Annotated in this window: 20 protein-coding genes and 1 tRNA gene; 14 read left to right on the plus strand and 7 right to left on the minus strand. The window is 33.2% G+C overall.

Translation table 11 applies throughout. The features are described from left to right. Positions 1–332: 332 nt before the first annotated feature. The 3 genes from A9G11_RS07485 to A9G11_RS07495 all read left to right on the plus strand — a co-directional run bounded on the left by A9G11_RS07485 (position 333) and on the right by A9G11_RS07495 (position 3,014). A complete protein-coding gene (locus A9G11_RS07485) occupies positions 333–1,277 on the plus strand; it encodes a sugar-binding transcriptional regulator (protein ID WP_065619070.1) in 945 nt (314 codons plus the stop codon). A 395-nt stretch (positions 1,278–1,672) separates the two neighbouring features. Continuing rightward, entirely contained in the window at positions 1,673–2,308 is a 636-nt protein-coding gene (locus A9G11_RS07490; RefSeq protein ID WP_218056090.1) for a flavodoxin, read from the plus strand. Between the two features lie 4 nt (positions 2,309–2,312). After that, positions 2,313–3,014 carry a hypothetical protein gene (locus A9G11_RS07495; protein WP_081298467.1) on the plus strand — a complete coding sequence of 234 codons (702 nt, stop codon included), beginning with the start codon at positions 2,313–2,315 and terminating at the stop codon, positions 3,012–3,014. A gap of 128 nt (positions 3,015–3,142) precedes the next feature. Here A9G11_RS07495 and A9G11_RS07500 read toward each other — a convergent pair whose 3' ends face one another. After that, entirely contained in the window at positions 3,143–3,877 is a 735-nt protein-coding gene (locus A9G11_RS07500) for a carboxymuconolactone decarboxylase family protein (protein ID WP_065618985.1), read from the minus strand. Positions 3,878–3,987: 110 nt separating this feature from the next. Then, the gene (locus A9G11_RS07505) at positions 3,988–5,037 is read right to left on the minus strand and encodes an alpha/beta hydrolase (RefSeq protein WP_065618987.1); all 1,050 of its coding nucleotides are present in this window, start codon (positions 5,035–5,037) and stop codon (positions 3,988–3,990) included. A 343-nt stretch (positions 5,038–5,380) separates the two neighbouring features. On the opposite strand from A9G11_RS07505, the gene A9G11_RS07510 reads away from it, so the two are divergent. The 3 genes from A9G11_RS07510 (at position 5,381) to A9G11_RS07520 (ending at position 7,447) form a co-directional block, all read left to right on the plus strand. Continuing rightward, the gene (locus A9G11_RS07510) at positions 5,381–6,346 is read left to right on the plus strand and encodes a DUF4424 family protein (RefSeq protein WP_065618989.1); all 966 of its coding nucleotides are present in this window, start codon (positions 5,381–5,383) and stop codon (positions 6,344–6,346) included. A gap of 85 nt (positions 6,347–6,431) precedes the next feature. Further along, complete coding sequence (locus A9G11_RS07515) at positions 6,432–6,947, plus strand: DUF2867 domain-containing protein (RefSeq protein WP_065618991.1); 516 nt, start codon at positions 6,432–6,434, stop codon at positions 6,945–6,947. A 218-nt stretch (positions 6,948–7,165) separates the two neighbouring features. Further along, positions 7,166–7,447: a YciI family protein gene (locus tag A9G11_RS07520; protein WP_065618993.1), complete on the plus strand. Its 282-nt coding sequence runs from the start codon at positions 7,166–7,168 to the stop codon at positions 7,445–7,447. A 386-nt stretch (positions 7,448–7,833) separates the two neighbouring features. Here the strand turns inward: A9G11_RS07520 and A9G11_RS07525 are convergent, their stop codons facing one another. Continuing rightward, a complete protein-coding gene (locus A9G11_RS07525) occupies positions 7,834–8,484 on the minus strand; it encodes an MOSC domain-containing protein (protein WP_065618995.1) in 651 nt (216 codons plus the stop codon). 205 nt (positions 8,485–8,689) lie between these two features. Between A9G11_RS07525 and A9G11_RS07530 the strand changes: the two genes are divergently transcribed. Genes A9G11_RS07530 through A9G11_RS07545 form a run of 4 tightly spaced genes read left to right on the plus strand, consistent with a single transcriptional unit; the run spans position 8,690 to position 12,354 of the window. After that, on the plus strand, positions 8,690–9,745 hold the full coding sequence (locus A9G11_RS07530; protein WP_065618997.1) for an iron ABC transporter substrate-binding protein: 1,056 nt from the start codon (positions 8,690–8,692) through the stop codon (positions 9,743–9,745). A 29-nt stretch (positions 9,746–9,774) separates the two neighbouring features. Next, the gene (locus tag A9G11_RS07535) at positions 9,775–10,728 is read left to right on the plus strand and encodes an iron ABC transporter permease (protein WP_141674378.1); all 954 of its coding nucleotides are present in this window, start codon (positions 9,775–9,777) and stop codon (positions 10,726–10,728) included. Further along, on the plus strand, positions 10,725–11,483 hold the full coding sequence (locus A9G11_RS07540; protein WP_065618999.1) for an ABC transporter ATP-binding protein: 759 nt from the start codon (positions 10,725–10,727) through the stop codon (positions 11,481–11,483). Before A9G11_RS07535 ends, A9G11_RS07540 begins: the two co-directional genes overlap by 4 nt. A 40-nt stretch (positions 11,484–11,523) precedes the next feature. Further along, positions 11,524–12,354 (plus strand): class I SAM-dependent methyltransferase, encoded by an 831-nt coding sequence (locus A9G11_RS07545; protein ID WP_065619000.1) that lies wholly within the window; start codon positions 11,524–11,526, stop codon positions 12,352–12,354. A gap of 110 nt (positions 12,355–12,464) precedes the next feature. Here the strand turns inward: A9G11_RS07545 and A9G11_RS07550 are convergent, their stop codons facing one another. The 3 genes from A9G11_RS07550 to A9G11_RS07560 all read right to left on the minus strand — a co-directional run bounded on the left by A9G11_RS07550 (position 12,465) and on the right by A9G11_RS07560 (position 18,051). Then, complete coding sequence (locus A9G11_RS07550) at positions 12,465–14,414, minus strand: TonB-dependent receptor plug domain-containing protein (protein WP_081298468.1); 1,950 nt, start codon at positions 14,412–14,414, stop codon at positions 12,465–12,467. A gap of 736 nt (positions 14,415–15,150) precedes the next feature. Continuing rightward, positions 15,151–16,479, minus strand: coding sequence for a 6-phospho-alpha-glucosidase (locus tag A9G11_RS07555; protein WP_065619004.1), 1,329 nt, complete (start codon positions 16,477–16,479; stop codon positions 15,151–15,153). Between the two features lie 18 nt (positions 16,480–16,497). After that, positions 16,498–18,051 (minus strand): PTS transporter subunit EIIC, encoded by a 1,554-nt coding sequence (locus A9G11_RS07560; RefSeq protein ID WP_065619006.1) that lies wholly within the window; start codon positions 18,049–18,051, stop codon positions 16,498–16,500. Positions 18,052–18,334: 283 nt separating this feature from the next. On the opposite strand from A9G11_RS07560, the gene A9G11_RS07565 reads away from it, so the two are divergent. After that, positions 18,335–19,036 carry a GntR family transcriptional regulator gene (locus tag A9G11_RS07565; RefSeq protein WP_065619008.1) on the plus strand — a complete coding sequence of 234 codons (702 nt, stop codon included), beginning with the start codon at positions 18,335–18,337 and terminating at the stop codon, positions 19,034–19,036. 679 nt (positions 19,037–19,715) lie between these two features. Here the strand turns inward: A9G11_RS07565 and A9G11_RS07570 are convergent. Continuing rightward, positions 19,716–19,803, minus strand: a tRNA-Ser gene (locus A9G11_RS07570). Between the two features lie 193 nt (positions 19,804–19,996). On the opposite strand from A9G11_RS07570, the gene A9G11_RS07575 reads away from it, so the two are divergent. From A9G11_RS07575 to ispD, 3 genes are read left to right on the plus strand one after another with little or no spacing between them, the layout of a single operon-like run. Beyond that, on the plus strand, positions 19,997–20,314 hold the full coding sequence (locus A9G11_RS07575; RefSeq protein ID WP_065619010.1) for a TusE/DsrC/DsvC family sulfur relay protein: 318 nt from the start codon (positions 19,997–19,999) through the stop codon (positions 20,312–20,314). 21 nt (positions 20,315–20,335) lie between these two features. After that, the gene (gene ftsB, locus A9G11_RS07580; RefSeq protein WP_065619012.1) at positions 20,336–20,632 is read left to right on the plus strand and encodes a cell division protein FtsB; all 297 of its coding nucleotides are present in this window, start codon (positions 20,336–20,338) and stop codon (positions 20,630–20,632) included. A gap of 8 nt (positions 20,633–20,640) precedes the next feature. Further along, the gene (gene ispD, locus A9G11_RS07585; RefSeq protein ID WP_081298469.1) at positions 20,641–21,342 is read left to right on the plus strand and encodes a 2-C-methyl-D-erythritol 4-phosphate cytidylyltransferase; all 702 of its coding nucleotides are present in this window, start codon (positions 20,641–20,643) and stop codon (positions 21,340–21,342) included.

The raw sequence follows: 21,342 nt of genomic DNA on the forward strand, positions 1-21,342 counted from the left end.
TCTATTTAATGTATATTGTAAAAATTATTCTTTATTTATAAAAATACTACAATCAAAATTGAAGAAAAATTAATATTAAGCACGGAAGCAACAATAGTTCTGTCTGGTAACAAATTAAAAAATAAAATTTATTTTCTGTGTATGCGATTGATAGAAAATGATTTAACTACCTAGATTCAATATATTGTATTTTAAATTAATTATTATGCAATTTTTGATATACTGTCGACTTTATATAGTAGCTATTCTTAATTAAAGAATAGATAAGGTTAAATCAATACACAAATTATTTATGATTTGTGATAATGCGTAAACAGGTAAACTTTATCAATATGCTTACACAAAATGAACAGCGATTAATTGTAAAAATAGCTCACCTTTATTACTATGAAGGATTAAAGCAATCGGAAATATCAGCGGCGTTACATATCTCTCAGTCTTGTGTGTCTAGGATGTTATCCCGAGCGACAAAGGAAGGTATAATCAAAATCAATATCATTCAACCGGCTAATATTTTCATTGATTTAGAGTTGGAAATTCAAAATAAATATAAAATAGATCAAGTGATTATTGTAGATGTTGTCGATGAAAATAATGAAGAACAAATAAAACAAACTATTGGTGCAGCTGCTGCACATTATTTGCAAACGACAATTCGAGAGGATGATTTTTTAGGGATTTCGTCATGGAGTAGCCATATAAGAGCAATGGTTGATAAACTTCATCCTTTAAATATAAAGGCAAAAGGTGTCATTCAATTATTAGGTGGTGTAGGTACTAATGGTAATGTTAATGCAACAATTCTTACCCACACCTTAGCAAATTACCTAAATTGTGATGCGTTTTTGTTGCCTTCACAAAGTATAGAAATGTCTAAAGAATATTTCGATCATGTTATGGGAACCGATGAAGTCAAGCAAGTTGTTTCAAAATTTAAAGAAGTTTCTATGGCAATTATTGGTATTGGTGAGCTGACACCGTCTTCCCTTCTAAAAAACTCAGGTAATTATTATAATGAAAGCATGCTCAAAAATCTTGAGTCGAAAGGTGCTGTTGGTGACATTTGTTTACACTATTTTGATAAAAAAGGTAAACCTATTTTATCTCCCGATGAAGATACAGCGATCGGAATGCAATTAAATGAAATAATTGCTTGTCCTCATGTTGTTGCTCTTGCTGGTGGTCGTCGCCGAGCTCAGGCAATAAAGGGGGCATTAATGGGCGGTTATGTCGATGTTCTTATTACTGATAAAGTTGTTGCAGAAATGTTAGTTTAACCATGTAAAACAAAGCTTGTTGTTTAATGATCTAAGTAAGTTTATCGATTTCTCAGTTAAAGGTGATAGATGATGCTATCACCAAATTTTAAGGTAAACTAAATAAACATCTTTATATCTATCAATATTATCCTTCATTTAAACTATCTCTTATAAATAGGATTATTTAGTTAACTATATCGTCCTTAAATTGTAATGAGGGAAAACCAATTTGTTATTATCAGCTATCGTTTTTAAGGCGATTCACTCTTTAAAATCTTCGCTTAACTAAATATACAAGAGGATTAGGCAATAATTTGCAATTATTGTATCTATACGAATGATATGATTAGTATTATATTCAAAAACCTACAATCTTATTTTTTTAGATCTTACCAGTATTATAAGGGAAATGTATGTTTTGTTATTTCACTTTTATTTGGACTATGTTTTATCAAAAAACCATGCAAAATCGTCATTTTTTATTTATAACACTTTTAACTCTATTAAGTACCATTTTCGTGGTAAGTAGTGCAAATGCAGATCAAAATAAGTCATCAGAAGATAAAAATAATAAAAAAATCTTAATTGTTTATTACTCTCGTACTGGTAATACGGATTTTATTGCTAAACAGATTCATGAGCAAATCGGAGGGGATGTAATTAAACTAGAAACTGTTGAACCTTATCCTGAACAATATCGTGCTACAACTATTCAAGCAAGAAAAGAACTCGAAGCTGATTTTCGTCCGGCTTTGAAAAACCAAATTGATAATATTGCTGATTATGATTTGGTTTTTATTGGTTCTCCCAATTGGTGGGGAACTATGTCTATGCCAATAAGAACCTTTCTTTATAGTTATGATTTATCTGGTAAAACAATTGCATTATTTATCACCCATGAAGGCAGTGGTTTAGGTCGATGTATGGATGACCTTAAAAAGTTTATACCAAATGCGACTATTTTGGATGGTATTGCCATTCGAGGAGGCAGTGTACAAAACAGTCAGAAACAAATACAAGAATGGCTTACCAATATCGACATAAGGTAATAGCGTGAATAAAAAATTGTTTTTTAGGTTGTGTATTGATTTTTCAATGTTCATTCTGTTTTTACTGTTAATGGCTTATCCTTTGTCTTTTCATTATCTTCATGAAATATTTGGCGTTGTTTTTGCTCTATTTTTAGGTTTACATACTGGGCTTAATTGGTGGTGGTATAAAAATCTGAACAAAGGTAAATATAATTTAATCCGCAAATGTCATACAGCTGTTAATTTACTACTTATTGCACTTATATTAGTAAATATTATTAGCGCTCTTGGGATCTCCCAGTGGTTATTTCTTTTTTTACCTATAGATTGGGGACTGACAGGTCGTAATTTGCATGTTTTATCAGCTTATTGGGGAATGATCCTTCTGGCAATGCATATCGGTTTTCATTGGGATATGCTAATGAGCATAATGAGGAAAACGCTAAACCTTTCATCTCCACATATTTATAGGACATATTTACTGCGAATATTGACTTTCTTAATTGTTTTTTATGGGTTTTTAGCTACGGTTAAATTGGAGATAGGTGCGCGATTAGTCGCCTATTATTCCTTTTTCTTTTTAGATCCGGAACAATCCTATTTTATGCTACTGATAGATTATCTTGCTTTCTGTGGACTTTGTATTGCTATTACCCATTATGGTATTAAATTCTTACGTAAACTTCATAAAATCAATACTAATCAGAATAACATCAAGATATAAAAACAATGATTGGTAAAATGAGTAAAATAGTTTATTGTTGACAGTATTGATAACAATACTGTAGCCAATTCTACATTACATTAATGGTGTGAAAGGAAATTATTTCACACTATTGAATGGAAAATATGTTATTTATGGTTGATTAAAACTTGTTCTAATACACTTGTGGCATTTTTAGCTGTTTTGGTGCTAATGTGATCATTAATTAACGCGATTAAACTCCTAAGTTGTGATTCAGTTACCCCATTATACATACTCACATTCATATGTGATCTAAGTTGTGGATTAACATTACCTAAACTAGCCAATGCGGCAACTGTTACTAATTCGCGAGTCTGATAATCTAGTACTCCACGTTCAAAAATATCCGCAAACAGGTGTTCTTTTAGAAATACTTCAATCGTAGGTACAAACACTGCATAACCGGATTTAGTGTCTGAAGGGGGTATACCTGTTAATAAAGCTAAATTTTCTTTACCTATCTCATATTTACTTTTATCAGTACGAACTTTTTCGGGGTTAATGCCTACAACATCTTTAACCCCTTTTTCTTGACGAGATTTGACAACTTTTTCAAAAGTGATAATACCATTTAAACTACGAGGAAAACCTGTATAAGCGTACATTTGGATCAATATTTCTTTGATTTCATTGATGGTTAATCCTTGATTTAATCCTGCATCTAATGCCTTTTCTAGTGATTCAAGATCACCTTGAGCCGTTAGTGCAGATATCAAAACTATACTTTGTTGTTTTGGTGTAAGTGAAGATAAAGCATCATCAGATTGGGCATTCGCTATAGAACTTAAACAAAAGATTGTCATCAACAAGCTTGCAAAAAAGGGTCGAATTTTATTAGGCATATTAGTATTTCCTGTCATATTATACGGCACAAGCTATGATCGATATTTTGTTATTTATACATCTACCGATCATCTTGTGCCAATTGTAAAAGCATTGGTTAAATTAATAATTAGAGATTTTTACCGTAAAATTGAGTTAATTTATTCACGGCCTGATCAACATATTTTGGTACCCAATAGGTTTCAATATGAGTCGCATCAGGAATAAGAAACAATTCTTTCTCTGTAGTGCCAGTTGCCACTTTAAATGCTTTTTCAGTCATATATAACGAGTCAGCTTTACTTCCAGCCATCATTAGTAGTGGTTGATTAATTAAATCCATGTTGCTTGCTGCATCAAAATTCATCAAATCAAGCAAACTACTCATTGTGTATTTGGAACTTGAATTTGGATGTTCATGAGTATATTGATAATACTCCATTCCTTGTCGGTAAAGCTCAAAAGGTAGCTTTGCAATTTGTTCTTTGGTTAATTTGGTATCCCCTCCAACATAGGTAACCTCACCACCGGCAGCTTCTTTAGCTCTTGCATCAGAAGCTTGTTTCAAACGCTGTTGAATAGTATCTAGTTGTGAATCCATATAGCCGTTACGACGTACTAAACCGGAATCAAACATACTTAATGTAGCCACGGCTTTAAAGCGTTTATCTGTTTGTGCAGCCTTAAGTGAATAACCACCACCACCACAAATACCTAGTAATCCAAGTCGATTTGCATCAACACCAGGGTACTGAGAAATAAAGTCTGCCATACCGTGAATATCTTCAATTCGGTTTGCTGGTTTATCGACATTACGTGGTTCACCACCACTACCACCTTGATAAGCAGCGTCAGCCACAATAGTTATGTAGTCAAGTTCAGCTAAACGTTGTGCATAAAGTCCCGCGACTTGTTCTTTAACGCCACCATTAGGGTGAGCAATGACTATTGTAGGGTATTTTTTCGCCGGATCATAATTAGCTGGAGTGTAAACATTGGCTACAATTTTAATACCATTAAGTTGATAGGTGACAGGATGAATATTAACTTTACCGACTACATTTTCGGTGATGGCATTAGCATAAGTTAACGTAAACGGATTTTTTCGATAATCATCGGCAACTGCACCACCGGCTAATGATGCAGTTACCACGGCGGCAACAACCATTTTTTTTATCATTTTTTAATTCCTCAAAGTAAGTAAAATGGACAACTAGTCAATTACTCTTTATTGGTAAGTTAATTAAATTAAACAGCATTAATTGCAATATTTATAAAATTATAGTTATCAATTTAAATCCTTAAATATTCGATCCGAGCAAATATGTGCCTAATTCATGCTTTATTGGTATTATGTGTGTGATTCGTTTGTTTTTTACTCTTCAGGGTTTGAGGTTATCTATTTAAATTACAAAGAAAAATGAAAAGTTAACTTAATGATCTAAAATCAATAATTTTGTTTTTTATGATTATTATTTTTAAGTTAATAATTATATTGAAGTGACAGTTTTGGAGGTAATGAAATGGTAAACAAATTGTTTTTATTAGGGTTAGCGCTATTATCTTTTGGAACATTTGCTAACGATAGCACTGGTTATGTAGGAACAGGTGGTATTAACTATATTAAGAATATAAATATTGCTATGGAAACAGAAGATCTCTTTATCAGTAAGGAGAAAATAGATGTTGCTTATCAATTTAAAAATTTAACCGATCATGATATTACTGAAACAATTGTATTTCCATTGCCGATAATGAGTGGCTTAGGTGAGGGTGATTATGCGGATACTGAACGCCTGCTTAATAGTTTTCAAGTTTTGGTCGATGATAAAATAATCATACCTAACCGTCATGTCAGAATCGCTTTTTATCCTAATATTGAGGATGAATACGGTGTGAAACTTGATTTCAACCACAATGATGCTATCGATGTTACTGCTGAAATAATGCAATGTGGAGTTACCGAGTCAATGCTCCTAAATACTTGGACAAGGAAAGAATCCTCAGAAGATATTGATGAAAAAATTGATGCTTGCCAAAACCAAACACTGAAGCAACTTGCCGATACCCATAGTTGGGGAGTGCAAGTAATTTATAGTTGGCAACAAACGTTCAAAGGTAATGCCATTACTAAAGTTAAACATCATTATAATCCATTGGTTGGTGGTGGTATTATCGTCTTTAGTGATTTAACTACTGATGAATATAAAAATTTTTGCGTAGATAATAATTTTATGCGCAAACTCAAACAATCAAAGTTAAAACCTGAGCAACCAACAATACCATCACAAGAACTTAGTTATATCTTAACAACAGGCGCGAATTGGGCTAAACCGATTGGAACATTTACTTTAACTATTGAAAGGGAACCTGACGAAATAGTATCACTGTGTTGGGATGAATCATTACAAAAAATCAACGCCACCCAATTTAGAGCCGTTAAAACCGATTTTATACCAAAACAGGATATATATGTTTTATTTCTTTGATTCATCGGGTAGTGTACTTAATTGTTATTCCGCATGTTCGTTGGTCATTACAATAAATAATATGAAAAATTAATCAAATTAGCCTATGAATACCAAACAAAAGGAAACTCTTAATACACTCAAAGCGTTATTAAATAACATAACGCTTATAGCGGAGGATGTTGATTATTTGAGCTATCAAAGTGTGAATATTCCCAAAAATATTTCGTCGTATGATGCTTATAAGATGATGACTTGCCATCAACCTAAATGGCTGGGAGTGTTGTTTAGAATTAGAGATTTTTTAGGCAAAATAGCGGGTATTGAGCCGATTAAAGGATTCGATAAATTGGGCGAGGATGAACCAAGTGTAGGTAGCACAGTACATTTTTTCACAATAACCGAGAAAGAAAAGCAAAAACTAACATTGGTGGTAAGAGATTCACATCTTGATGTTTGTGTACATATCCGTATTGTTCATGCTAATGATGATCAAAATAAATTATACTTAATTACCTCAGTTAAGAATCATAATGTGATTGGGAAATTATATATGTTACCAGTTTCTGTTATGCATCCTTATATTGTGAGGAGATTATTTAAAAATATAAAGGTTAGTTGAAGGAAGTAATAAGAAATAGGAAATAGCTTATTAATTCTTATTTGCTAATAAATTGGAAGCAGAAAAGGTGTTGATTTATGAGGTAGAAAAATTCTAGTTAGAATATTAACAGAAAATAATTTTTATGAATCAATAAGTTATAAACAGCTTTAGGTGTTTGTTTTTAAATGCGAATTTTGCTATCTTAGATTTAATTTTTACAAATTAAGGAAAATAAAATGATAATTGTAACGCTTACATTTAAAAAACCGATGCCTGAGCTTTTGGCAAAATTGGATGAACATAATATCTTTTTAGATAATTATTTCGCTCAAAACAAATTTATAGCTTCTGGACTTTTCGAGAATAAAACAGGTGGAATAATATTAGTAATGAGTGATTCACTTGAAGAATCAAAAAATATTATGAAAGAAGATCCTTTTTATATCCATGATCTCGTAGATTTTGATTATACCTTCTTTCAAGCATCAAAATTGTCACAAAGCTTATTGGGCAAATAAATCATCTTTTGTATCCGTAACCAAGTAAAATAGTTCGGACAAAATATTATCCTGCAATTGTTTATCATTGTTGTAAAGTTAGTGAAATGATTTGATTTTTGTTGGAATTACTGAGGCTAATGATTCTTATTGGTACTAAAATAATTGTAACTAAAGATGCTCCTCAGTACACGATAATTGTTAATAATACTGAATTTAAACAAATTCGTTTAATAAAAGCTAATAATATGAACAATTAAGTTTGACTTATTAGACTAAAATCCATTTAACTTTTTGAAGAGGTCTTTCATCGTAACTTAAAACACATATCCATTTTTGTATTAATTAACATTAGCTATAATTCACAGATTTATTAGTATTCTAATAAACCTGTGGTCGTTCTTGTGTCAATTCATTTGATTTAAACGCTCAATGAAAATTGATTTCCAATTATCAGATAAGTAAGGTAGTGCAATTAATTGTGTCAATATAGCGTGAGTATTTTCTCGCTGTTGATAACGATAGGATTGAACCAGAGCAATCGTCCATTGAGGGTTAGGGCGCTCAAGTAAAACGATAGGATCGCCTTGTTTAATGCAACCTTCTTCTAATACACGATAAAACCAGCCTGTTTTATGATTATCATGCATTTCCTTACTCATTGAACTAGAATTAAATAAATTGTCCATCGTTTGGCAAGCATCTCGTCCATGTGTTACTTGTACTTTACTGGTTCCTAAAGCCAAAATATCACCAATACATAGGTTATCCTCAGTTAAACCAATTGATGAAATGTTTTCACCAAAAATACCAATTTGATCGAGTTGTGGTTTGTAGTCGGGGTGAAGATGTTGCCAGAATGTATAATGTTCAAGTGCATAATGGAGCAGTGCTTTATCGGCATCTGTGTAGCGTTCTTCTCCTCCATTATCGGTAATTAAACCGTTATAGACGATTTGAGCATTTAATACAGGATCTTTTGTTCTAGTGCTATTAGCATGCGAACAATAACAAAAAATAGTATTTATATTTGACGATAATCTATTTTCGAAATTCATTCTATTGATTCCTTTACGCTAGATGCCAGACAATATATTAACCGAATTATTTTATCATTTTATTCCTTTTTCATAGTAATAAAATTGTTAATTTTAATGATAAAAGATATATTATTGATGACTGGAAAATATCTTGATTCGGCAACACAGTCACTCACATTTTTATAACAATATTAAACAAATGACGATCAAGTGAGGCATTATTGTGGTAAATCGCTATTATTCAAAAGTAATCATTATTGTTACTATTCTTTTTTTTACTATTTTTTCAGTTACAGCAAACCCAAATGATCAATCTGAAATTATGCAAAAATTTGGTGATATACCGCCGCCAGATGAAATAAACCGAGTATTGAGCTCGGGGCCTGTAGCGGATGTTATCTTATTGTCAGTAGCTCCCAATAAATTAGTGGGATTATCATCTCTTTCATTGTCTCCCCAACAAAAGAAGTTTTTTTCGCCAGCTATTCAAAATCTTTCAATGACAGGTCGTTTAGCCGGTAGAGGGACAACCGCTTCTTACGAGAAAATTATCCAATTAACCCCCAACTTAATTGTTGATATTGGTAATATTACTCCAACCTATGTCGATCTTGCTAAGCAAGTTGAAAAGCAAACTCGTATTCCTTATTTATTGATTAATGGAACGCTATCTAGTTCACCTCAGCAAATAAGACAATTGAGCCATATTTTAAATAACGATGAACAAGGTAATGCGTTAGCTGAATATGCAGAAAAAGTATTAAAACAGACTAAAAATATCGGTAATCTAACTAGTAACAATCAAGCCATCAAAGTGTATTCAGCAAGAGGACCTGATGGATTAGAAACGGGATTACGTGGATCGATTCACACGGAAGTCTTAGATTGGATTGGTGCTAAAAATGTTGCCGAACAATCTGGTAAAAATATCATAACTCGCGTATCCATTGAACAGTTAATGATTTGGCAACCAGATGTAATCATTATTTCAGATCGTAATTTTTATGCTAAAGTGAAGAAAGATCCGTTATGGCAGCGTATTAATGCTGTAAAAGAAGGGCGCGTTTATTTAGCTCCTTCTCTTCCGTTTGGTTGGATTGATGGGCCTCCAAGTATTAATCGCTTAATGGGATTAAGCTGGTTAAGTTACATTCTATATCCACAAAATATGTCGAAAGAGCAATTTACAGCTAATATTGTTGAGTATTTCCAATTATTTTATAACTATCAACTATCGTCAGATGAATTAGAACAAATTTTAACACCGGAACCATTGTGATCAAAAAAATAACACCATTTTTAATCCTAATGATTTTATTGATTATTGCCTTCTTTAGTGGAAAGCAGTTGTTCTCGGTTAGCGAGTTTTGTTCATCAATCCAACGAGTGATAACCGGTCAAAAATACACAGATCTAGATATTATTCTCTGGCAAATACGGTTGCCTCGAATTTTAACTGCATTATTAGTTGGTGCTTCTCTATCTGTTGCAGGTAGTACCTATCAAGGGATGTTTAAAAACCCGTTAGTATCTCCGGATATTTTAGGTGTATCAGTGGGGGCTAGTCTTGGTGCAGTAATAGCCATTTATTTTAATTTATCTATCTTTGGCATCCAAATTTGTGCATTTTTATTTGGTTTTATTACCGTACTATTGGTGTATGTCATTGCTCAACTAACTAAGCGACTAGAACCTATTTTGGCGATGGTACTTGCTGGTATATCAATATCCGCAGTATTGGCCTCAGCCATATCATTAATTAAATTATTGGCTGATCCTTATAGCCAATTGACCACAATCACATTTTGGATGATGGGGTCTTTAACCATGGCAACAATGAGTGATTTGTATGTTGTGGCTCCAATTATTCTAATCTGCTTAGTGCCTCTATTTTTACTCCGTTGGCGAATGAACTTAATGAGTCTAGATGATGAAGAGATATCAACGCTTGGTATAAATATTCGTTATTTGCGCATTATTTTTATTTTGATTGCTACTTTGATTACCTCAGCTACCGTTTCAATCACGGGTATTATTGGTTGGATAGGGTTGGTTATTCCTCATTTAGCTCGTTTATGGCAAGGGCCTGATTTTCGTCATTTATTGCCCACTTCAATATGCTTAGGTGCAGGTTTTCTATTAGTCACTGATACCATTGCAAGGTCAGCATTTCCAATTGAATTGCCATTAGGAATATTAACGGCTTTTATTGGTGCTCCTTTCTTTTTAGGGTTGTTAATTAAAGGAAAAACAAAGGTATGAGTAACCTTATAGAACTAAAAAATGTGACCATTGGTTATACTGATCGGTTAATAGCTACTCACTTAAATCTTTGTTTACAAGATCAGCAGATTGTTTGTCTACTTGGCGCTAATGGTTGCGGTAAAACAACATTATTAAAAACGATTCTAGCTATTTTACCCCTCAAGGCTGGGCAAATTTTTATTAATCAAATACCATTAGCACAATGGTCTAAAAGGGCATTGGCTCAGTTTATCGCTTATGTTCCACAAACACATAATTTTGTTTTTCCCTTTACAACGCAAGAAATGATATTAATGGGGCGATCAATGCATCTTAATTGGTATAGTGTACCCAGTAAAAAAGATCTTGAAATAGCTCAACAATGTATGGCAAGGGTAGGGATAAGCCATTTGCAAAGTAGAACATATAGCCGTTTAAGTGGGGGAGAGAAGCAATTAGTGTTAATTGCTCGAGCATTAGCACAACAACCGACGATATTAATTATGGATGAACCTACGGCCAGTTTAGATTATGGTAATCAAATCCGTGTATTAGAATTGATTAAATCATTTCGTCAACAAGGTTTAACTATTTTGCTGACAATGCATCAACCGGAGCATGTATTTGATATATCTGACAGAGTGATATTATTTGATCAAGGAAAAATTTTAGCTGATGATACCCCTGCAACGTGCTTAACCATCGATAATTTATCAAAAATATATTCTTTGGATAAAAGTATTATTAGCAAAAATTTGCGGTTTATAAAATGAGAGTAATCGGTAATGAATAACAACAGGAAAATGATTAACTATGAGAGATATACAATCTATTTACGATATTGATTTTGCATCCTTATATCGAACTCATGCTAGTTTAACATTAAGACAAAATAAAAAGCAGTCCGATTGGGATGCAAGAGCGCCTAGGATGAGGGAAAATGGTGGCAGCTGTTCAAATAGTAATTACATTCGTGATTTTGTGGCTAAAATGGATCTGACCCATGCGAAAACATTATTAGATGTTGGTTGTGGTGGCGGTGCAATTTCGTTAAGTGTGGCACCAAAGCTTCAGCAAGTATACTCCTTAGATTTTAGCTCGAAAATGCTGGACGTGGTCACAGAACGCGCACAACAATTAAATATTCATAATAATACTAATATATTACGAGCTTGGGAGGATTCATGGGATGACATTCCCGAATGTGATATTTGTGTGTCATCGCGGTCATCTATGGTGGCAGATCTTGAACCAGCCTTAGCAAAATTAAACGCTAAAGCAAAAAAAGCTGTCTATATGACTATGACAGTTGATAAGGACTTTATTCAACGAGATATACTAACAGCAATTGGTCGTGATGGTATTGGTTTTCCAACTTATATTTATGCGGTTAACTTACTCTATCAACAAGGATATCAAGTTTCGGTCGATTTCCTTAATACTGAGCCATTAATCAATCCAATGCCAGTAGATGATGAAAAAAGCTTCATTGATTCAGTGATTTGGTCTATTGGCGACTTGAATGAACATGAACTTGAACGCTTAAAGTATTACTACCAAAAAAATAAAGATCATTTAATATCAGGCGGTAATAAAAATCGGACATGGGCATTTTTAGCATGGAATCCCTCACAAAAGAGATAGAGAACCATTTTTTACCACTATAAAAAGATATGATTAACCTTTACAGATTTATTTCATCATGATCAATATTTCATGATGAAATAAATGATTATCGACTTTATCTCTATTTTTTAATAATTATACTCAAAACCTAACCAAAAATTACGACCTTCTTCTATGTAACCATTTGTAAATTGATAAGATTTATCGAAGATGTTATTAACGGCAATATGGGTAGAAAGTTCCTTATTGAAACGATATTCTATTCGTAGATCTGTTTTGCCAAATCCAGCTACTTTTTCGTTGCTATCACTGTAATTATAACTGGAATAACGTAGATCTTGCATGATAGTTATATCCATCGAATCAGTTGGACTGAAATCTATCCAAGAATACAATTTATGTTTTGGTAAACCTTCAACATGATCTATTTTTTTCGGGTTACTATAAATATAACCATAATTAGTACCCACTTTCATCCATGAAGTAACATCACCTTTTATACTTAAATCTATACCATAAAAATTAACAATTCCGCTATTTTGATTCTGAAAAAATGGTTGCCCATTTTTTATTACTGTATGAGCCAAAATAGCATCATTAATGTGGTTATAATAGAGACTAGCCTGATATCCCCATTGTTTATTAAGATTACCGTCATAGGTTAAATCTAATGTTAAAGCTCGTTCTGGTTTTAAATCGGGATTCACTATTCCAAGCGAATTATCTTTTGGTTTCTGAGTCGTATAACGCTCTTTCTGGGTAGGAAAGCGACTACGGTCAGAAAGTGAAAAACGTAATAAATCATCATTATCAAATTGGTATTTTACTAACATTTCCCAATTGAAAGCCTGTTGGTCGTTATCCTGTGATTTTTCATTAGTTTTTTTGCTATTGCGCCAATCATAGCCTATTGCTGCGACTACCTCTAAAGGAGGTGTAACTGACCATTGATATTCAGTTGCTACTGAATAAGTGCGATCTTTATAATGTAACCAGCTACCACCGCGTTTACTTTGTGCTTGATGCACATCATCTTTCCAATGAGCTGAAAAAGATAATACATCTGTTTCACGCATATCAATACCTAATTGTAGTGAGGCTCCATTGCTATAGTCATCATAATGACTATAATCTGGCGCTAAAGTAGTATTCTTCTTATACATTAATAAGGTATTAATAAATTTATCGTGGAAAAAACGGCTTTGTAAATTGATTTTATCTGTTAATTGTGTAATACCATTATAATAAAAACTTTCTTTGTTATAATCAGGCCATTTCCAATAACGATATTTACCTTTGCTTACACCTACAGTTGGCGGACTATCTTTATTATTGTCTTGTTTAGAATAGGTAAAAATATATTGATCAAGTTCGCGTGGGGTCAAACCGATTTTTATCATGCCTTGTTTATCATCGGATGATGAGTTGTAACGTCGACCATTAGCGCCAGCGTTTTTGTTGTTATCATAGTCGGTAGGCAATCCCCAAAAGCGTTGCTTGTATTGACTACCGCTAAATTGTAAAAAACCAATATCATTACTTACACTCAATCGCGCACTACCGTTATAGGCATTGTCTGCACTACGAGCAAATCCTTCGCTATAAGCGATTTTAGCTTCAAAGGGTTTCGATGGTACTATTGTTGATAAATTAATTGCACCGCCCATTAAGTTAGGACCTTGTAATAAGGAAACATAGCCTTTACTGACTTCAATGTTAGCAAGTTCACTCGTCATAAATCGACCAAGATCTAAATTGCCATCATAAGGAACGTAGATAGGGATACCATCAAGAAAAATAGGTACTTGTCGGCTATCAAAACCTCGTAATCTAATCGTTAACTCATTCCGATTCCCTGATTTATCAAGAATTGCGCCTGGCATAGTACTAATTGCTGTTGCAGCATTGTTTTTATTACGGGATTGCATCTGAGACTGCGTGATGACGTCTGGATTCATTGCTTTCGTGCTTCCCCAAATATTCATCACCTCAATATTTTTCACTTTTGTATCTTCATCAGCAAAAACAATAGCAGGGGTTACACATAGTATCATGATATAAATTGATGTTTTTTTCATAGTCATTCGCTATGTATTTATTTATATAACGGTAATAAATTAAACCATTAAAAATATGTATTATCAACTATTATGTGAATTTTGGCTGTATTTTGTCCATTTACACATAAAACAGTAATCCTCCCCAATAAAGATAATCACCATAACGTTTATTTTTTCTTATTTTTTAGAATAAAGCCTTCCAAATTTAATACACCAATAACGAATAGGTTCATAAGTAACAGAAATGCCTTTTTGCATCATGATCAGTTAAATATCGCGATGGCTTAACGTAAAGTGATAATAGCGTCAGACACAATGACTAATAATAGATGCAGGATAACGATGACGTTGATAGATTTTGCAGGAGTTTCATCTTTATGATTATACAAAAGAATAGTTAACTTGACCGTATCCACATATGGATAATATAGGGCTGAATTTTGTCTCAGGATAAACTAGATCAATTGCATTAGGTATGTGGTCTATAAAGAATGTGAGATCACATTGATCTCTTTATTAAAGTTACTTTAAGTTGCAGACTCATCGACTGCCGTTAGCGAGAAAAAGAGGGGGGATGCTAGGGATACCCCGTCCCCCCAATATAACACCTGAATTTTCATTGGTGCTAGCAATGTAATAAAGTTGCTTGAAGATTTATCTCAGTTGGCAAAAAAAGAAATAGGAAACGCAGAGCTTAGCCCTGCATCCCAGAAGATCTTAATCCATGCACTTGAATGTAGAACGCGCAAATGAATTATTGTAATTCCGGCCAAAAGTCTTTGTTGGCAACAATTAAGTCATCAAGAATCTGTTTAGCAACACTTGCACTCGGTACAGTTTTAGATAACGTAAGTGCTTGCCACAATTTTTGATAACTTCCTTCAATCCATGCATCAACTGTTAATTTTTCTACCGCAACTTGTTGTTCCATTAAACCTTTTTGGAAGGTTGGGATTGTTCCAATTGATAGAGGTTCTGGTCCATTGTTACCTACTAAACATGGCACTTCGACCATAGCATCTTTTGAAAAATTCTCAATAATTCCGTTGTTCTCAACAATTAATAGCATGCGTTCTTTTGTGTTAAAGGCTATTGCACAAGCTAAGTCTACAATAAACGTTGCATGAGCTCCAGTATGGAACGAGGCATCTTTGGCAGTATTTGCTGCGATAATTTTTTTAGCCATGCCAAACACCTCTTTTTCTCTTCCTTCTATGACTTCATTAGCCCTTGTGTGATGAATATCTGAATGCTCAACAACATAATCAGGGTAATAGTAATATTTCAAATAGGTATTTGGTAAAGTAGTTGGATCTAATGCATAGATATCTTTCGCTTTCTTAAATGTTTCAATCCAACTAGGCGCTTTATGTTGAAAGTCCTCTGTATTACTTGCATAACCAAATTGATTAACATGTTCTTTGAGTTTAGGTAATAGGTCGTTTCCTGCTTTATCTGTGATACTTGTCCACCAACCGAAGTGGTTTAAACCATAGTAACGAACAATAAAGTCTTTGCGAGATTTGTATCCCAAAATATCAGCAAAAATACCTTCAATAGCAACAGGCATATCACATATATTAATGATCTTTGATGTTGGGCGTAGTCGGCGTGTCGCTTCTGCAACAATTGCTGCCGGATTGGAGTAATTTAACATCCATGCATTTGGTGAATATTTTTCCATATAATCTAAAATTTCAAGGACTCCACCAATCGATCGCATACCATAAGCTATACCACCGGGACCACAGGTTTCTTGTCCTACTACGCCATATTTGAGCGGAATCTTCTCATCTTTTTCTCTCATTTCATACAATCCAACGCGGATGTGTGCCATCACAAAATCAATATCAGAGAAGGCTTCTTTTGGATCTGTAGTATAGGAAAATTTAATTGCAGGATGACGCTCTTGCATCATGATCTTGCACGCTTCACCAAGAATCTGTTGGCGTTCCATATTATTATCATATAACTTTATTTCACCGACAGGAAATCTGTTCGTATTCTCCATTAACATAAGTATAATACCCGGAGTAAAGGTACTTCCTCCACCTGCTATTGTTACTGAAAATTTCTTAGTCATAATTTATACCTTTTATTGTTACTCTAATTTACCTAGTTCTTGATCAACAAGATTACGTATTTCATTAATTTTCATACCATAGACAATTTGAATATGATTACTCTTTTTGACAATACCGGCAGCACCCGTATCTTTTAATTTACTCTCATCGATTAACGTATCATCTTTAATATCAACGCGTAATCGTGAAAAACAATTTTCGACCAAAATGATATTGCTTTCTCCACCCAAAGCCGACACAATCATTTGACCAATTAAGGCCTTTTCTTCCGTTGTGACCAATGGCTTATCCTCGATCATTTCTGAACTATCAGAATTTTCTTCTCTTCCTGGTGTTCTTAGTTTCATTTTGAGAATGATAAACTTTGAAACAAAATACATAACGGATGTTTCTGTTACACCTAATAATACAAAGACAGGCCAATTAGTTCTTCCGACGCCGGTTGGTATGTTATAGATAAGGAAGTCTATAATTCCATTTGTAGCACATACGCGTACATTAAAAATATCGGCTAACATTTGGAATGTACCGTCTATAAGCGAATAAATAACCCAAAGTAATGGAGCACAGAATATAAATAGAAATTCAAATGGTTCGGTGATCCCGACTAATAATGAAACTAAAACAACTGGTAATAAGATGACCTTTAGTTTTTGTTTATTTTCCGGCAATGCAGTTTTATAAAATGCATAAGCAACACCTGCAACACCAAAAATCTTCACCATACCAAAAGTTAAGAAACGGGCAGAACTATCTAGTGTCGTGATAGTTGCATCGGCCATTTCTGCCAAAAATATAGGTTTGGCACCTATAACGATTTGACCATCGATTAACATCTGTCCACCAATAGAGGTATAAACAAAAGGTGACCAGATTAAATGGTGTAAGCCTGTAGGAATAAGAAATCTATTTAGAAAACCATAAATAAAAACACCTGCAGCACCAATAGATTCCATCAAGCTAATTAGAGAGCTAATACCCAACGCGACAATTGGCCAGAAATAAGTTATAAAAATAGAGAAACAGGCAACAATTGGAATCATAACAATTAGGACAAATTTGCTGTTTCCGTAAATAGAAAAGGCGCCTTTAAATTCTTTATTAATAAATTTATTATGAACACTGGCAATAATTACGCCCAAAATAATGCCAAGGAATACACCCATATCGATAACTTGAAAGCCTAAAACAACCACTTGACCTGTACCATATAATGACGAGTTATTTTTCCCTTCGACAAGAAGATCTGTCACTTGTAACCAAGCATTGTTAGACGCGAGATACATAAAGTAAGATAGTGCAGCAACAAATACAGCATCTGCTTTCCTTGTTTTTGCCATGCCTGATGCAATACCTAAACAGAAGAAAAAGCTTAGATTATTCATAATAACCCACATCATACTGGCGATATATTTTCCAAAAATATAAACGTAGCTTTCTGGCTCTATCCATGATTTATTGGAAAGAACACTCATTAAAGCAATGAGCAATCCAACTATCGGTAGGAATAATACAGGACCAATCATCGATTTAGAAAATAATTGTAATTTATTCAAAATATTATCTCTCATACTATACTTCCTTTAAAATATTACACTTCCTATAAAATCGTTCTTTTTATTATTGTTATGATTTAATGATGTGTTTATTTTTAGATAAAAGTATTATCGACTTACAGTAAATTAATCAAGAACGTGATTTATATCACGTTTTTTTTCAGCCATTAGAAATACATTTTTCGATAATTTCATATATGAGTGATAGTGTTACTATAGTAATTTATTTTTTATATTGAAAATTCAACTAATTAAAGTAAAATAAATTGATTTAAATAGATATATAAGAGATCTAAAAGTGATATATATTAAAATTGCGAATGAACTGAAAGTAAGGATCAATGATGACAGCTTTAAGATAGGTGATACCTTGCCGAGTGAGAAAGTTCTCGCTAAAGAATTTAATGTATCAATAATGACAATCAGAAAAGCTCTTGCCATTCTTCAACAAGAGATGATCATTGTGAAAAAACATGGTAGTGGTTCTTATATTCAGAAAAAAATGAATTTTTCAGGTGGCGAACTTGATGGTTTTAAAAAACAAATGGATGATATTGGGTGTCAAAATTATCAAAATAAGGTCATCGACTTTCGTATTATTAGTTGCCCGTTCAATATCGCCAATCATCTGAAAATTGCGGCGGATGAAAAAATCTATTTTGTTAAAAGATTGAGATTAATAAATAATTCGCCGGTATTAATTGAAGATAGCTATATTCCAGTTAACCTCTTTCCTTATTTAAGTGTTGGACATTTAGAAAAATCAAAATTTTCTTACTTTAAGGAAAATTGTAATATTGAAATAACTAAAAGCCTAAGATGGTTCACTCCTGCGATTGCCACTACAGAACAAGTAGATCTACTAAAAATTGAACGTAATTCATTATTACTTAGAATTCAATCAATTAATTATTCTCAACACAATAAAATTGTCGAATTATCTGTTATTCACCAAGATACAAACAAATATAATGTGAAACGTTATGTTGAAAGACGATAGGGGCATTTTAGGATCATTCCTTCGCTTATAAAATACCTGAACCATATTGGTTCCCTATTTTTTAATTTAAAATCTAATTTTTATTATTCATTATGTTACGGTAATGATCTTATTGCGGATCCGGAAGTCAATCACCAAATTTTAAGGTCTGTTTCAAGCAGTTTTTTTATATCTAAAGTCTTTTCAGATAAGCTTTCAATGTGTTTTTCTTGCCAACCGACATCCACCAAAATCAACTCAAACCAAGTACAAAATCGGATACAAAGACTGGTCATTTGGTTCGATAATGGTGTGTATCGGTAAAATGAATTTGACGTTTTTATTTTCAATATATCTGGCTAATAGATTATATAAAAATGATACTAATTTAGTATGAATTTTATTAATTTAAAATGGCAAGTTTTATCTAATTGTTATGTGTATTTTGTATACTGATCTACTTATTATGGCATAAAGCAAGAAGAGAAATATTCTTTATCTCTAAATAGTATTGCTAATTCTGCTTCTTTAGCTGTTAATTATCGCTAGTTATGATGTAATAAACTAAGTTTTATTGTAAGTAATGCTGGGGGGGGGGTAATACTATCCAAAATTAAATGGCATACTAGATAGTCTACTGAAAATATTCTTATTTTATCTTGTTGGTTTTTAAATTGATTGAAGAGGTTCTTTGGAAAGATGGCGGAAGCGCAGAGATTCGAACTCTGGGAGGGTCGCCCCTCGCCGGTTTTCAAGACCGGTGCTTTCAACCGCTCAGCCACACTTCCGCAATGCCTGAGGATATTAAAGGAGAGACGCCTATTTGTAAATAGCTAATTTTAAAAAAATGTGCGTTCGCTTTAAATTTCACCAATTTTATTAGTAACCAATAGGGTTAAGGCGTTTTTACTATTAAAATTAGTGTTGGATTTTATTTAATTGAGTATAATACGCAACAAATTAAATTGTGTGTTTGGGAAAATGTTAGAGCTGATAGAGACTGATGAAAATGGTTATTTGAAGAATTGGCAGGATTGGTCTGTTGATTTAGTTCCTGAATTAGCTTCAAAAGAATCTATTGAATTAACCGATGCACATTGGGAAGTTATTTTATTTGTTCGCGATTTTTATCTGGAATATAAAACCTCTCCTGCTATTCGAGCTTTAGTCAAAGCAATGGAAAAAAAGTTTGGTTCAGAAAAAGGTAATAGCCGTTATTTGTATAAATTATTTCCACAAGGACCTGCCAAGCAAGCAACCAAATTAGCAGGTTTACCTAAACCTGTTAAGTGTATATAGAAAAAGGAAGGTATCAAATTCATGATCAGATGGAAACTACCTTTGTTATTAATGGCAATACTTGGATATTTACAATACTCCTTGTGGTATGGAAAAAATAATATCTATGATTATCAAGATAACGTAAAAATGCTGGCCAACTTGCATGAAGAAAATAATCAATTAAAAGCTCGTAATGAGCAGATGTTTGCTGAAATTAATGATTTACAACGTGGCGTTGAAGCAATTGAGGAGCGAGCTCGCAGTCATTTAGGTATGGTTAAGCCAAACGAATATTATTATCGAATTATCATTGATACCAGTTCACAAAAACGATAAGGCCTGACGTGAATAATACTAATAAAATTATTGCGATAGTTCCAGCGGCAGGTGTTGGCTGTCGTATGAATAGCAAAATTCCTAAACAATACCTAAAAATTGGTTCAATGACGATTTTGGAACATACTTTAAATAAATTATTAACGCATCCCAAAATAGATAAAGTAATTGTGGTAATAAGTCCGAAAGATAGACTATTTCAAACACTTTCGATCGCTACACATGATAAAATTAGTGCTGTTTTAGGTGGTGTGACTCGAGCCGAGTCTGTTTTAGCTGGGTTAAACTCGTTGGATGACAATGTTTGGGCGTTAGTTCATGATGCGGCAAGACCTTGTGTCGATCAAGATGATATTAGTCGATTAATTGAAACGGTAACTTATTCACAACGTGGGGGGATTTTAGCAACCCGAGTTAGTGATACGATAAAACATGCTTATCCAAATGAAGACATTATTGATCATTCAATTGATCGTACTTATTTATGGGGCGCTGCAACACCTCAGTTATTTAAAGTGGGTGAACTAAGGTCTTGTTTAAAGCGGGCTTTAAAAAATCATGTGGTGATTACAGATGAGGCTTCGGCAATTGAGTATTGTGGTGGGCATCCTTTACTCATTGAATGCCGTCGAGATAATATAAAAATTACACGTCCTGAAGATTTAGAATTAGCAAAATTTTATTTAACCAATCATATTACTAATAGGTAA

Origin of the sequence: Gilliamella sp. wkB108 (genome assembly GCF_001690195.1) — a bacterium.
Classification (GTDB): Bacteria; Pseudomonadota; Gammaproteobacteria; order Enterobacterales; family Orbaceae; genus Gilliamella; species Gilliamella apicola_L.

Bases quoted from the DNA above. Each gene is read 5' to 3' on its own strand.
- A9G11_RS07550 (WP_081298468.1), bottom strand. From the start codon at position 14,414: ATGAAAAAAACATCAATTTATATCATGATACTATGTGTAACCCCTGCT.
- A9G11_RS07515 (WP_065618991.1), top strand. From the start codon at position 6,432: ATGAATACCAAACAAAAGGAAACTCTTAATACACTCAAAGCGTTATTA.
- A9G11_RS07485 (WP_065619070.1), top strand. From the start codon at position 333: ATGCTTACACAAAATGAACAGCGATTAATTGTAAAAATAGCTCACCTT.
- A9G11_RS07540 (WP_065618999.1), top strand. From the start codon at position 10,725: ATGAGTAACCTTATAGAACTAAAAAATGTGACCATTGGTTATACTGAT.
- A9G11_RS07555 (WP_065619004.1), bottom strand. From the start codon at position 16,479: ATGACTAAGAAATTTTCAGTAACAATAGCAGGTGGAGGAAGTACCTTT.
- A9G11_RS07510 (WP_065618989.1), top strand. From the start codon at position 5,381: ATGGTAAACAAATTGTTTTTATTAGGGTTAGCGCTATTATCTTTTGGA.
- A9G11_RS07545 (WP_065619000.1), top strand. From the start codon at position 11,524: ATGAGAGATATACAATCTATTTACGATATTGATTTTGCATCCTTATAT.
- A9G11_RS07575 (WP_065619010.1), top strand. From the start codon at position 19,997: ATGTTAGAGCTGATAGAGACTGATGAAAATGGTTATTTGAAGAATTGG.
- A9G11_RS07520 (WP_065618993.1), top strand. From the start codon at position 7,166: ATGATAATTGTAACGCTTACATTTAAAAAACCGATGCCTGAGCTTTTG.
- A9G11_RS07560 (WP_065619006.1), bottom strand. From the start codon at position 18,051: ATGAGAGATAATATTTTGAATAAATTACAATTATTTTCTAAATCGATG.
- ftsB (WP_065619012.1), top strand. From the start codon at position 20,336: ATGATCAGATGGAAACTACCTTTGTTATTAATGGCAATACTTGGATAT.
- A9G11_RS07490 (WP_218056090.1), top strand. From the start codon at position 1,673: ATGTTTTGTTATTTCACTTTTATTTGGACTATGTTTTATCAAAAAACC.
- A9G11_RS07525 (WP_065618995.1), bottom strand. From the start codon at position 8,484: ATGAATTTCGAAAATAGATTATCGTCAAATATAAATACTATTTTTTGT.
- A9G11_RS07535 (WP_141674378.1), top strand. From the start codon at position 9,775: ATGATTTTATTGATTATTGCCTTCTTTAGTGGAAAGCAGTTGTTCTCG.
- A9G11_RS07500 (WP_065618985.1), bottom strand. From the start codon at position 3,877: ATGCCTAATAAAATTCGACCCTTTTTTGCAAGCTTGTTGATGACAATC.
- A9G11_RS07505 (WP_065618987.1), bottom strand. From the start codon at position 5,037: ATGATAAAAAAAATGGTTGTTGCCGCCGTGGTAACTGCATCATTAGCC.